The sequence below is a fragment of the Salegentibacter haimaensis genome (assembly GCF_054121495.1).
In genome coordinates this window covers 238868-251963 of record NZ_JBSYGH010000001.1, presented here as the reverse complement: position 1 = coordinate 251963, position 13096 = coordinate 238868, and the positions used below count along the sequence as shown (strand labels likewise).

Here is a 13096-nt window from a genome sequence, read left to right as displayed (position 1 = left end):
TGAATATGTTACATATCAAATATGAATTTTTAATTCTTACAATATGATTTTCCGGGAAAGATAAAATTCCAATATTCAGGAATTGCAAATCAGATCTAAACTAGTTATGATTTCTTAACGACCTTATTTATTTTTTTAGGTGGAATTAATTCAGGAATATTAAAAATACGCTTAGAAATTTTCGCCATAGTATACTCTTTGGTTTTCATCAATTGAGCTTTATGACGGGAAGTGTGATTGATTAAATCAGGCGTATAAGGTCTATTTTTATTAACTGCAATGAATAATTGATCACATTCTAGAATATCACCTTCTTTTAAATTGGAGTGTTTATTATATTTTGGTTTTAATGGGGTTAACTCTGACAAAATAACTGCCTCACTATTCCTGTAACATTTATATGTGAAACATCTTCCTACCGAATCTATCTCGATAAATGACGAGGGTACAATTTTTCTAGAAATTATTTGAGCCGAAAGACATTCTATCGTCGAATTTTCATGAACCTGTTTCATTAATCAAGCTCAAATTTATTCTTTAAAACTCTATTTGTAAATCTTGTCTTCAAAGAAAAAACTTCTGAAACATCATCTTCGGTAAAGTCCTCTTTTAATTTATTAAGAATCCCAACTATTGCTTTGTAATTATTAATATTTAATTCTTGGTCAATTTTGATGAGGTACTTGCTTTCATTTCTATCTAGCTCTTCGCTGAACTCTTCATTTGAAATCAAATCATTACTTAATTGATACATTAGGTTTATGTATTCCTTTTGCTTTATAAGATTCTTTATTGCTTTAATATAAAAAGTTTCTTTATTAGAAAAATCTAAAATTAGATCAGTTAAATCATTTGACAAGTTCTCATTAATATAGGATCCATGTATATGGTAACGAGTAAAGAAAAAGCTTTCATCTTCCTCGATTAGGTAATCGGAATCATCTAACTCCAAATATTCGTTAGTACTTTCAATTAAAAGATAATCATCTATATCACTCATACTCTTCTATGATTTTTTCAGCTTCAGCTAAATAAGAATTATAATTATTTAATTTTTCGAAAAGATCTTTGTTAGATTTTTCTTGCTGAAAATTTAAATGAAAATTGAATTCAAATTGTAAAATTTTTTGTTCGCTATCTTCTTTAATATTTTTAATTAATGATGGCTTTATATCCATTCGCATACGCGAACCTTTAAAATCTGTACTGGCATAATAACCAAACGCTGAATTGCTTTTGTCAAAATGACGATTAATTACTTTACTATTTGTAGGATAAAAGGCTTTTCTTGTATGTTCTTCAATGTCATCTTCATTAAAAACAAACCATTTAAAATTTACACCTGCAGCGCTGCACTCAGAATTTTCATCACTTATTATTTTAAAAACAATGTCTTTAATAAAATCGTCATTGAAATCCTTCCGATTAGCTATTAATATTTGACTAGAACGAATAGTTAAGACAAATCTACTCGTTAAAATTCTAGTCATATTGGGTGTGAAACTACTAGTTTCTAGAAACTCATTTTCTTCAATCAATTCGCTTTTAATAAAAAAAAGTTTATCAAATTTAGAAGGAACAAAGTTTCCACGAATTAAAATATTGGATTGTATAAATTCTTTTTTCATAGTTTTCAAGTCAACCAATATATTATAGTTTAATTGAAATAGCAAAGTTATATTAATAAAAACAATTTAATTCGATAAAGAGTTATAATAAATTAAATATATAATTAAAAAATAACGCCCCTCTCTCCGCCCCTAAAATAAAAAAAGTCCCACAAACGCACTGTTTATAGGGCTTTACAAGTATTAAAAGTGGTCCCATCCCGATTCAATCGGGACAGGCTCTGGACTCGAAATTCTTATAAATTAAAAAAGGAAAAAATTAGGCATAAAAAAACCCCGCTAAAAGCGAGGTTGTTGGTGGTCCCACCTGGGCTCGAACCAGGGACCCCTTGATTATGAGTCAAGTGCTCTAACCAGCTGAGCTATAGGACCGGCTCATTAAGGCTAATGAGGGCGCAAATTTAGATAAATACTGTAAACAGGGCAACTTTTATTTCAAAATTTATAGCCCCCTAGTCCCGAAAGTTTTCGGAAAGGCATCTATTCTAACTTCTTACTTAAGAATTGCCACGGATACACGAATAATTCTTTGCGGTCCCGATAGTTATCGGGATTGCGTGAAAAATTCAGCAAAACGGAACGCTGATAACACTGATTTTTATGATTTGCGCAGATTGAATAATGTGTAAGCCCCCCAGAAATCAGCGTTAAAGCCAAATCCGCAGGGATCGTGATAAATCTCTCACTCAGATGCGACCCCTCCTGCGTCGGGGTGACAAAAAAGGAAAGGGACTGCAGGCTCGGCCAGGATCGTCTTTGCAGTCCCGATAGTTATCGGAATTGCGTGAAAAATTCAGCAAAACAGAACGCTGATAACACTGATTTTTATGATTTGCGCAGAGATGAATATTGTGTAATCCACCAAAAATCAGCGTGAAAGGCAAGTCCGAAGAGATCGTGATAAATCTCTCACTCAGATGAGACCCCTCCTGCGTCGGGGTGACAAAAAAAATTACGGGCGCTTTTACTCCCTCCCCTTAGGGGAGGGTTGGGGAGGGGCCCACTTCCTACTTTGGGGAGGGCTGGGGTGGGGCCCACTTCCTAGTTCGGGGAGGGCTGGGGTGGGGCCTGTTGGGCCTACTTTTCCTGGCAAAGTTCTACCAGCACCCCGTGTGAACTTTTAGGATGAAGAAAAGCGACCAGCTTATTATCGGCACCGGGTTTGGGGGTTGTATTGAGCAGCTGAAAACCTTCTTTCTCCAACCTGTTTATTTCAGCTTCAATATCATCTACCGCAAAGGCGATATGATGAATGCCTTCCCCGCGTTTTTCGATGAATTTCGCGATGGGGCTATCGGGATTGGTGGCGCCCAGTAACTCGATCTTGCTTTCACCGCTTTCAAAAAAGGAGGTGGTTACGCCCTCGCTTTCTACACTTTCAGCCTTATAAGGCTCTTTGCCCAGCAAAGCTTTATAGGTTGCATTGGCAACATCAAGGTCTTTTACGGCTATGCCTATATGTTCGATTTTCTTCATTTCCTTTCAATTAAAGGCTTCCGCAGGGAAAGCCAATTATATCTTCAAAGTTCGTATTTTTGCCCTATGGAAACAAACAGACAAAAGAAAATTGGCGGAGTGTTACAGCGGGATCTGGCAGAGATCCTTCAAAATCACCTTAGGGAAGCGGGCAGAACAGGAATTTTGATCTCGGTTTCCAAGGTAAAGGTCACTACAGATCTTTCTATCGCCAAGGCTTACCTCAGTATTTTTCCGCCAAAATTTGCCAAAGAGATTTTAGAGGAAATCAACGAGCAAAAGCCCAAGATAAAGCACGAACTGGCCCAGCGCACTAAAAATCAGTTGCGCAAAATGCCCGATCTCAGTTATTATGTAGACGATTCTCTGGAATATATAGAAGGTATTGAAAAATCTATCAAAGGCGAGGAAAATCCTATCCAGGATCCCGATCTTTTAGAGCGCCGCAAAAAATCCTAGCTTGAGATTCCCCCTGTACATCGCAAAGCGCTACCTGTTTACCAAAAGCAGCAATAATGCCATTAATATCATCACCATTATTGCCGCAATTGGAGTTTTTGCAGGAGCTTTTTCGTTGTTCATAGTACTCTCGGGATTTTCGGGATTAAAAGATTTCAGCCTTTCCTTTTCCAACGAATTCGATCCCGATCTAAAAATTTTACCTGCCGAAGGAAAAATCATAGATTTCTCTGCGGAAGAAGCCGGCGAGGTCAAGGAAATTCAGGGGGTTCAGAATTATTCAAAAATTATCGAAGAGCGGGTTTTTCTGGAATTCCGCGGAAAAAATCATACCGCCTGGATCAAAGGCGTAGATGAAAACTACCAGCGCGTCACCCAAATAGATTCAGCTTTGATGCACGGAAGCTGGCTCACCTCCAGCGAGGCCCAGGTGGTAGTGGGCAACGGTATTAGCCGCCGGCTAAGTCTTAGTATATTTAACTACAATACGCTGCTTAGCCTAATGGTTCCCAAACCCGGAAAGGGACAGGTGCTCAACCCTACCGATGCCTTTACGCAAAAAAAAGTGATCGTAAGCGGAATTTACAGCGTAAACGAAGAGCTGGATGACAAGTATGTTTTTACCAACCTTGGTTTTGCCAAAGATTTCCTTGACCTGGAAGAAGATCAGATTTCGGCTATAGAAATCAAATTAACGCCCGAAGCCAATGTGAAAGCGGTGACTAACCAGTTGCAACAAATCTTCGGAAACCGGGTGCAGATTAAAAATAGGGCACAGCTTAACGAAACCCTCTACAAAATGCTGAATACCGAAAACCTGGCTGTATACCTAATTTTTACGCTGGTGATCATTATTGCGCTGTTTAATGTAGTGGGCTCTATCATCATCGCGATTCTCGATAAACGTGAAAACATTAAAACCCTTTACAGCCTTGGAGCCTCTGCTCCTCAAATCAAACAAATTTTCTTTACGCAGGGAATGCTGCTAACCTTAATCGGTGGAATTCTGGGACTGATTTTTTCTATCATTCTTATCTACTTACAGCTGCAATTTGATTTGGTGATGATCACGCCAAGCCTGCCTTACCCGGTTGCCATAAATCTTGAAAATATCCTGATTGTAATGCTCACTATTGGAGTTTTAGGGGTGTTGGCTTCTTATATAGCTGCGGGAAGCAGCAAGAAGGCATTACGTGCGAAATAAACCCCTCCGGCCTGCGGCCACCTCCCCTTGAAATAAGGGGAGGAGCTTTTGAATGAACATCAAACAACATGCGAAAAGAAACAGCTCCCTTCCTTTTCAAGGAGGGGAATGAATTCAGCGGGAGCTGAAGAAAGGGGTGGATGCTTCCGAAACGAAATCCTTCTCGAGAACAACAAACCCCTCCGGCCTCGCGGCCACCTCCCCTTGGAATAAGGGAGGAGCTTTTGTTTTGGAATTACCAACTAAACTCGAAAAAACGAAAACAGCTCCCCTCCTTTCCAAGGAGGGGAATGAATTCAGCATAGCTGAAGAAAGGGGTGGTTACATTTGGAGCTAAATGCTCATCATTAACTAAAAACCCCTCCGGCCTGCGGCTACCTCCCCTTGAAATAAGGGGAGGAGCTATTCTTAATTCTAATCAGATATTTTTATGCGAATTGGAAGTCGGCGAATTTCTCTTCTACCTCATCAAAAGCAGCAAAAACATCTACTGCATCATCGCTGGTAACCATTTTCATACGGTATTCCTTAAAATGCGGAATCCCCTTGAAATAATTGGTATAATGCCGGCGGGTTTCAAATACGCCTAATTTTTCACCTTTCCAGTCTATGGCCATTTGAAGATGCCTCCTGGCGGCGTCTACCCGCTCCTGCATTGAAGGTGGGGCCAGATGTTCGCCGGTTTTAAAGTAATGCTTCACTTCCTTAAAAAACCAGGGATAGCCTATACTGGCCCTGCCTATCATAGCTCCATCCAAGCCGAATTTATCGCGCATTTCTACAGCGCGCTCGGGAGTGTCTACATCTCCGTTTCCAAAAACGGGAATATGCATTCGCGGATTGTTCTTTACCTCGGCAATCGGAGCCCAGTCGGCTTCGCCTTTGTACATTTGCACGCGGGTTCTCCCGTGAATAGAGATGGCCTGGCAGCCAACATCCTGCAGTCTTTCAGCTACTTCTACAATGCGAATGGAATCCTTATCCCAACCCAACCTGGTTTTCACGGTTACCGGCAGTTTGGTGTGTTTCACCATAGCTTCGGTAAGGGAAACCATCTTGTCAATATCTTTCAGAATTCCGGCTCCGGCTCCTTTGCACACCACCTTTTTAACGGGGCATCCAAAATTGATATCAATAATATCAGGATTGGATTTTTCAACAATTTCGACCGATTGCAGCATCGAATCCAAATCGGCGCCAAAAATCTGAATACCCACGGGGCGCTCTTTCTCGTAAATATCGAGTTTCATCACGCTTTTGGCGGCATCCCGAATAAGGCCTTCCGAAGAAATGAATTCGGTATAAACCACATCGGCACCCTGCTCCTTGCACAAAGCGCGAAAAGGCGGGTCGCTCACATCTTCCATCGGTGCCAACAGCAACGGGAAGTCTCCTACATCTATGTTTCCTATTTTAGCCACATTGGTTTATTTGGGGGGCAAAAATACAAAAAGCCCCCTTAGCCCCCAAAGGGGGAATTAAAGTATTGAAATAAAGTGGTTTCAGTTTAAACTTACAGCCCTTAATCATGAAAACTGCCGTAAATAGAATTTTTTAGTCTTATTGAAGCAGAAGTTCCCCCATTGGGTCCCGAAAGCTTTCGGGAAGGGGGCCGGCCTTTACAGTCTATCCCTCTCGGCGGCGTTTATGTTACGCTGATTGTCTTTTAGTCGGAAGTTTCCGAAGTTATATTTAAACCCGATTTGAATATATCGGGTCTCCTCCCTGGCAAAAAAGGAATTATCCTGATTGAGATACTGGGAGGTTAACCTGGTGTTGGTGTTGTTGAAAATATCGTTCACATTTAAGCTCAAAACGGCCCGGTTATCCCATAAACTCTTGCGCAACCCGATGCTGAGGGTGGAAAAAGGATCGAAAGTATAGGAACCGCTCATATAGTCTGAAACATATAAAAAGGTGAGATTTCCTGAAAATGTGCCGTCTTTGGAAAGCGTAAAGGCATTGTAAATTTGCGCAAAAACAGCATCGATCTCGTTGGTCGCCGAATAGGCTTCGCTTTCTAAAGCCTCAAACCTGTTCTCGTCGTGAAACCAGGAGGCATATACCTGCCCATACCACCAGGGAGTAAGGCTGCGACCGTGAGTAAGGCTTATTCCGTAAGATTTATTTTCCAGCAAATTCATTTGCACTCTTCGCAAAAACCGGCGTTGGTTATTCTGAAAAGCGATACTGGCCGGTGATTCGCCGAAATCCTTATAAAAAACATCTATAAAATATTGCCCCAGCAACGAATAGGTGAAATTGTAATTATTGCTAATCGCGGCTCTCAGGTTAGGGTTTCCGGCATTAAAATCGTTTTCATTAAGAAAATAACGAAACGGATTTAAACTCTGGTACCGTGGCCGGTCAATTCTTCGGCTGTAATCCACGCTTAAACTATGATTATCATTAAGCCTGTATTCCAGGTAGCCCGTTGGGAAGAGTTCAAAATATTTTTGGCTGTTGGTGTCGGTGGTAAAAACGGTTTTTCCGAATAAATCGGTGTATTCCCCACGAAGTCCCGCCTGCACACTCCATTTTTCCCAATCGTGAGAAAGGCTTACATATCCCGCGTAAATATGCTCCCGATAGCGAAAGGCATCAGATAATCTCTCGTACAGATCTTCAATATCTTCGGCATTAAGAAAATTGATAGCGCTAAGGGAATAAATATGGGAATACCGCAGCCCGGTTTCAAAATTAGTCTCTCCAAACAAAGTGGAATAATCGGCCTGCGAGGTGATAATATCAATTTTTTGCAAGGCATCGGTGCCAAATTCGATTTGTTGAAAAAGATCCCCATTCCCCTGGAAATAATCTGTGCTAACGCCCTGGTCTCTTTCCTGCCTGAAATTCGTGTAATGCGAATTCAGCGATAACTCCCCTCCGTTTTCAAAATTATGGGTATAGGTAAGGTCCATCGCCAGGTTGGTTTCATCGGTATTTACGTCGCTGATACTTTCAAACCAGGAATAAGGCTCATTGCCCATACTAGTCACATCGGTGCGCTGGGAGTTATCGAAAGTCTGGTTAGGAGAATGCATTAAATTAGTTGAAAAACTAAGGCGATTTTTTTCATCAAAATCATAATCTAAAATCAGGTTGGCGTTATGTGCCTGGCTTCGGGTGATTCGCTGAAAATCGGTATCCCAGCGCGGATTGCCCATATTTGATGGAGCTATAAAATTAATATAGCTATCGTCCCGCTTAATCTCCTTGCGGGGGTTAAAGGTGTAGTTTGCGAATAGATTTAGCTTTTCTCCTTTCCAGTAATGACTGGTTCCCAGTTGATATTTAGGCACTATGCCCTGGGTGAAATTTCCTTCGAGACTCCCCTTATAGCCGGGAGTAAGGCTTTTGCTGGTATTGATATTTATAATTGCCCCGCCCTCGGCCTCATAACGGGCCGGCGGATTATGAATCACCTCAACCGATTTAATATTTTCTGCGGAATAACTTTCCAGCAGGTTTTGCAGCTCATTCGAAGTGAGTTGCACTTTTCTGTCATTAATATATACGGTCACGCTGGAATTTCGTACACTTAGTTCGCCCTGGCTCATAATAACCCCGGGAGCCTGCTGCAGGATTTGCCAGGAATTCCCTGTGGAAAGTGTAGAGTTTTCAACGTCGAAAGTAATGCGGTCTATGCTGCGGGTGATTTTGGGTTTGCGGGCATTTATGGTAACCTCATCCAGATTATTTGAAGCCTCCCGCATTTGCAGGGAACCCAAATCCCGGTTTCCTTTCACCTCTATTTTTTGAAGCAATGGCTCAAAACCTACAAAACTGGTTTTAAGCAAATAGGTGTCGGCGGCTATTTCTTCAAATTGAAACTTACCTTTTTCATCTGAAACCGTACCCTTATATACCGAAACCGAGTCCTGGGCATTCAGCAACATCACCGTGGCAAAGGCCACAGTCTCCTGATTTTCAGCAACCAATATCCCCGAAACCCGATGTTGTGCATATAAAGAATTTGAAATTAAGAAAAGTAGGGTAAGCGAAAAGAAATAGTAGCTTTTACTCATAAAATAGAATGGCTTTTAAAGAAAATTCTGTCAAATATAAGATTTCCTCAAAACCTTCAACCAAAATTGGCAAATCTATTCCTAAAAATTTAAAGTCCTAATCTATAATGGCATCATATAAAACCTGCTGAATATTGGTGCGGGTGTTGAGCTTATAAAGCCGCGTATTTTCTCTGGTGGGCAGCACTCTATTGGAAAGAAAAAGATATAAAAGGTCTTCTTCGGGATCCATCCACACCATAATGCCGGTAAAACCGGTATGCCCAAAACTGGCCTTACTGGCGTCTTTTGCAGTGTTGCTGCTCTCGCCACTGTACTCCAGGTATGGTTTGTCAAAGCCCAGAGCGCGATGGTTGCCATTTTCAGGAAATTGAGTTTTGGTGAATTCATTTAGGGTTTCTTCTTTCAAATAGCGTTTACCGCCATATTCACCCATATTCAGGTACATTTGAAGTAATTTCGCCAGGTCATTAGCATTGCCAAAAAGCCCGGCGTGCCCCGAAACTCCGCCCATCATAATAGCTCCTTCATCGTGCACCGTACCGTGAATGGGTTCTCTTCTAAATAAATAATCGTGCTCTGTAGGCACGATTTCATTAGCGTGGTATCTTTTAAATGGGTTGAATCCCAGGGAACTTGCTCCCAGCGACTCATAAAAATTCTCCTGCAAATATCCGGCAAAATCACCTTCTATCCTACTTTCTACCACACGCGGTGCCAGGATAAAGAAGAAATCGGAGTATTTGTATTTCTTTTCGGCTTCCAGGGGAGAGTTTCTTATCTCCTTCACAATCTTATCGGGGTAATTGCGATGCAGGTACATATCTTCGGCGATTTTTATAGGGTATCGCGCCGAAGAATCAGATTTTATCGTAAACCATTTATAGCTCTCATTCTTTCTTCGCAAATCGCGCCAAAAAGGAATCCAGGGCTTAAGCCGGCCCTGGTGTGTAAGGATATCGTATAAGGGAATATCGGCCTTGTTCGATCTTCTGAAAGAAGGCAAATAATCGGCTAAAGTATGGTCTACACTAAATTTTCCTTCCTCGTGCAACTTCATCAAAGCTGCCATAGAAGTTGAAATTTTGGTCACCGAAGCCAGGTCGTAAAGGTCATTTTTTTTTACGCGAATCGTATCGCTGTAATCGTGAAAGCCATAAGCCTTATGCATTACCACCTTTCCCCGCCGGGCCACCAGAATCTGACCGCCGGGAATGGCCTTTGCCTCCATCGCCTCATTCATTAAAGAATCCACGCCATTGATAAGGATTTCAGAATCCATCCCGGCATCTTCGGGCAGGGTATATTTAAACCTTAATCCATCGTTCAGGTCAAGGCCATCGCCCACTTTAAATTTTTCACCCACGCTAATGGGCAGTCTACCACCGGCGCCACCGCCACCAAAAATGAGCTGGGCCGCCACTTCCTGGGTAGTTTCAGAATCCTGGTAAGTCAATAGTAAAGCCGGGGCATTTTCGATTCCTTCGAATTTATCCAGCGAATACGGATTTTTGAAAAAAGTGATGATCGAACTTTCTTCTGCCGCGCGAGATTTTATAAACTGCTGAATAGCTTTGGAATACTTGTTATTATTTCTTGGAAAGCGGCTGTCATCGTGCACCGCTAAAATCACCAGGTCATAATCCTGTAATTTCTCCTGAAGTTCGCTTACCTGCGAGGCTCCTGCATCCATTTTCAGCTGAAAATGCTTCACCTTGGTATACAAATCCAAACCTTTTTGAAAAGTGGTCTTTTTATCGGTGCCCAGTGAAACCGAAGCGATCTTTACATCCTTTAATTCCTTTATGGGTAGCAGGTCGTTCTCATTTTTCAGCAGCGTAAGCGAGGCTTCCACCAGTTTACGGTTTAACCATTCGGCTTTAGGCGTGTTTATCTCGTCATTTATATCACGGGTTGGAATTTCTTCGTATGCATCTAATCCAACCCATTGTTTAACGGCCAGGATCTTTCTCACCCGTCGGTCTACTTCAGCCTGGCTAATAAGTCCCTGGTCTATAGCTTTGCGAATTTCGCTAATGGCACGAGGCACATCTTCAGTAAATTCCAGTAAATCATTCCCCGCAAGAATGGCTTTTTTGTCGACCACTCCGGGTTCATTGCCGGTGGTCACCCCTTTCATATTCATCGCATCGGTTACGATCAAACCTTCAAAACCAAGGCGTTCTTTTAGAATCCCGGTGATGATGGGTTTTGACAAGGTAGATGGGACCCCGGTAGAATCAAAAGCCGGGATATTTAAATGCGCTACCATCACCCCGCCAATTCCGGTGTCGATAATTTTCTTAAAGGGATGCAGCTCCAGGGAATCCAGCCTGGAAAAGGCGTGATTTATTTGCGGAAGGGCGTAATGCGAATCGGTATCGGTGTCGCCGTGCCCGGGAAAATGCTTGGCTGTGGTTAGCAAATTAGCATCCTGCATTCCCTGCATATAAGCTATGCCTTTTCGCGAAACATTTTCCATATCTTCCCCAAAAGACCTGTAATTGATCACGGGATTATTGGCATTATTATTTACATCTACTACCGGCGCAAAATTTACATGGAGTCCGCTTCTTTTAATCTGGCGGGCTACCTCCTGCCCCAGTTCATAGATCAATTTATCATCCTGGATCGCACCCAGGGCCATTTGATAAGGATAGCTAATGGTGTTTTTTAATCTCATCCCGAGACCCCATTCGGCGTCTATGGCGCCAAGCAAAGGAACTTCAGAAGCTAATTGATAATCGTTCATCAATTCTACCTGGGTTTTGGCATCGCCCTGAAAGAAGATCACCCCGCCTATTTTCTGATCTTTTATGAGCTTCAGAATTTCTTTTTTGTGATCGGCTCCGCGATTGGAATAGGCGGCTACCATAATAAGTTGAGCAATACGCTCATCTGGACTCAAACTTTGTATTACAGAATCTACCCATTTTGAATTCTGATATTCCAAAAATGGAGGTTTTTGATCCTGGGCATACAGGGAACCGGCAAGAAATGAAAAAACACAAAGCAGCAGGAGTGGGGTCTTAAAATTCATTGGATTTCGGATAATTTATACTTTAATATATATTCTTTTTTTATGTAACCAGTAGCCCAGTAACCACATTAGCAACAAATAACTTAACGCAAATAAAAGCGAAGCCTTGTGATCACTAAACCATTGCAGGTAAAAATTTTGATACATCCAGGTTTTCATCGCCTGCCCATTGAGGTAAATCACATTGAGCAACATCGCCAGCAAGCCTGAGATTACGAAGATAAACAAAGGGTTTTTTCCAAAGGCTTCAAAAAAGCCAGTCCATTTCTTAAAATTCAGGATTTCGGTTACCCAAATAAGAATAGCCAGCACGATTAAGGTCCACCCGGTGCTGTAAACCACAAAGCTGCTGCTCCAAATTCCTTTATTAATAGGGAACCAAAGATCCCAAACCAGCGCCAGGCCCAGAAATACTATGCCGGCCGCCAATAGTTTCAGGATAGTTCCCATATTAATTCCAGATTTCTGAATAAAAATCCCGGCAGCATAACCAAAAATCACATTTACTATGGCCGGCAAAGTGCTCAAGATTCCTTCGGGATCAAAGGGGAACCCGAAGCCTTTCCAAAGATTTTCGTCGGGCAATACTAAAGAATCAAATTTAAGCGCGGCGTTGGTCTTTAGCCCAAAAGGATCTGGAGCATCGCCAAAAAACCACATTATCCACCAATAAGCCAGTAAGATTAGAACGCCCGTCACCACCGACCATTTTAATTTCAGATAGTGAATAATTAAGGAGGCAAATAAATAACAAAGGGCAATGCGCTGCAGCACCCCCATTATTCGCATTTGACTGAGATCTTTTAAAGCCAGGTCTCCTCCCTCTCTGTACACAAAAGGAAAGGCACTCATAAACAGGCCAATAAGGAAAATTAAAGCCGAGCGTTTAAAAACTTTCTGAAGGAATACCGCCTCAGAACTTTGTTCATACTTCTTTAAACTGAAGCTCATCGCATTGCCAATAACAAATAGGAAGGAAGGGAAAACCCAGTCGGTTGGGGTGAAGCCGTGCCAGGCGGCGTGGCGAAAAGGGGCGTAAATATGACCCCAGCTACCGGGGTTATTTACCAGAATCATAAGGGCAACAGTGAGGCCCCGCAAGACATCGAGAGCAAAATAGCGCTGAGATTTTTTCGCCCTGGCTGTGGGCGGCAGTGTAATTTCCCGGGACATATAAGGAAGGCTTTTAAAATTCCCTTTTTATTTCTTCCGCATAAAAGTATAAATTTTGTCTAAATAATCAATCTTTTATAAAAAAATA

10 protein-coding genes and 1 tRNA gene are annotated in these 13096 nt (G+C 41.8%); 2 read left to right on the top strand and 9 right to left on the bottom strand.

Going from position 1 to position 13096, the window contains the following annotated elements:
- Window positions 1-104: 104 nt before the first annotated feature.
- The 5 genes from ACW6QP_RS01210 to mce form a co-directional block, all read right to left on the bottom strand.
- The gene (locus ACW6QP_RS01210; RefSeq protein ID WP_457909006.1) at window positions 105-515 is read right to left on the bottom strand and encodes a hypothetical protein; all 411 of its coding nucleotides are present in this window, start codon (window positions 513-515) and stop codon (window positions 105-107) included.
- The gene (locus ACW6QP_RS01205) at window positions 515-1000 is read right to left on the bottom strand and encodes a hypothetical protein (RefSeq protein ID WP_457909005.1); all 486 of its coding nucleotides are present in this window, start codon (window positions 998-1000) and stop codon (window positions 515-517) included. The genes ACW6QP_RS01210 and ACW6QP_RS01205 overlap by 1 nt, the downstream gene beginning before the upstream one ends.
- Window positions 993-1628, bottom strand: coding sequence for a hypothetical protein (locus tag ACW6QP_RS01200; protein WP_457909004.1), 636 nt, complete (start codon window positions 1626-1628; stop codon window positions 993-995). The genes ACW6QP_RS01205 and ACW6QP_RS01200 overlap by 8 nt, the downstream gene beginning before the upstream one ends.
- A gap of 295 nt (window positions 1629-1923) precedes the next feature.
- Window positions 1924-2000, bottom strand: a tRNA-Ile gene (locus ACW6QP_RS01195).
- Window positions 2001-2705: 705 nt separating this feature from the next.
- Window positions 2706-3104, bottom strand: a complete 399-nt coding sequence (mce, locus tag ACW6QP_RS01190) for a methylmalonyl-CoA epimerase (RefSeq protein ID WP_457909003.1) — start codon at window positions 3102-3104, stop codon at window positions 2706-2708.
- Window positions 3105-3170: 66 nt separating this feature from the next.
- On the opposite strand from mce, the gene rbfA reads away from it, so the two are divergent.
- Together rbfA and ACW6QP_RS01180 are read left to right on the top strand one after the other, a co-directional pair.
- Entirely contained in the window at window positions 3171-3563 is a 393-nt protein-coding gene (rbfA, locus tag ACW6QP_RS01185) for a 30S ribosome-binding factor RbfA (RefSeq protein ID WP_457909002.1), read from the top strand.
- Window position 3564: 1 nt separating this feature from the next.
- Window positions 3565-4767, top strand: coding sequence for an ABC transporter permease (locus tag ACW6QP_RS01180; protein ID WP_457909001.1), 1203 nt, complete (start codon window positions 3565-3567; stop codon window positions 4765-4767).
- Window positions 4768-5195: 428 nt separating this feature from the next.
- On the opposite strand, the gene dusB is transcribed toward ACW6QP_RS01180, so the two are convergent.
- The 4 genes from dusB to ACW6QP_RS01160 form a co-directional block, all read right to left on the bottom strand.
- Window positions 5196-6188, bottom strand: coding sequence for a tRNA dihydrouridine synthase DusB (gene dusB, locus ACW6QP_RS01175; RefSeq protein WP_457909000.1), 993 nt, complete (start codon window positions 6186-6188; stop codon window positions 5196-5198).
- 198 nt (window positions 6189-6386) lie between these two features.
- On the bottom strand, window positions 6387-8795 hold the full coding sequence (locus ACW6QP_RS01170; protein ID WP_457908999.1) for a TonB-dependent receptor domain-containing protein: 2409 nt from the start codon (window positions 8793-8795) through the stop codon (window positions 6387-6389).
- Window positions 8796-8892: 97 nt separating this feature from the next.
- Complete coding sequence (locus ACW6QP_RS01165) at window positions 8893-11835, bottom strand: glycoside hydrolase family 3 N-terminal domain-containing protein (RefSeq protein WP_457908998.1); 2943 nt, start codon at window positions 11833-11835, stop codon at window positions 8893-8895.
- 15 nt (window positions 11836-11850) lie between these two features.
- Window positions 11851-13008, bottom strand: coding sequence for an acyltransferase family protein (locus tag ACW6QP_RS01160; RefSeq protein WP_457908997.1), 1158 nt, complete (start codon window positions 13006-13008; stop codon window positions 11851-11853).
- Window positions 13009-13096 lie beyond the last annotated feature (88 nt).

What these genes read in the sequence shown, in the direction of transcription:
- mce (WP_457909003.1), bottom strand. Translation starts at nt 3,104, where the DNA reads ATGAAGAAAATCGAACATATAGGCATAGCCGTAAAAGACCTTGATGTT.
- ACW6QP_RS01200 (WP_457909004.1), bottom strand. Translation starts at nt 1,628, where the DNA reads ATGAAAAAAGAATTTATACAATCCAATATTTTAATTCGTGGAAACTTT.
- ACW6QP_RS01170 (WP_457908999.1), bottom strand. Translation starts at nt 8,795, where the DNA reads ATGAGTAAAAGCTACTATTTCTTTTCGCTTACCCTACTTTTCTTAATT.
- ACW6QP_RS01205 (WP_457909005.1), bottom strand. Translation starts at nt 1,000, where the DNA reads ATGAGTGATATAGATGATTATCTTTTAATTGAAAGTACTAACGAATAT.
- ACW6QP_RS01210 (WP_457909006.1), bottom strand. Translation starts at nt 515, where the DNA reads ATGAAACAGGTTCATGAAAATTCGACGATAGAATGTCTTTCGGCTCAA.
- ACW6QP_RS01165 (WP_457908998.1), bottom strand. Translation starts at nt 11,835, where the DNA reads ATGAATTTTAAGACCCCACTCCTGCTGCTTTGTGTTTTTTCATTTCTT.
- rbfA (WP_457909002.1), top strand. Translation starts at nt 3,171, where the DNA reads ATGGAAACAAACAGACAAAAGAAAATTGGCGGAGTGTTACAGCGGGAT.
- ACW6QP_RS01160 (WP_457908997.1), bottom strand. Translation starts at nt 13,008, where the DNA reads ATGTCCCGGGAAATTACACTGCCGCCCACAGCCAGGGCGAAAAAATCT.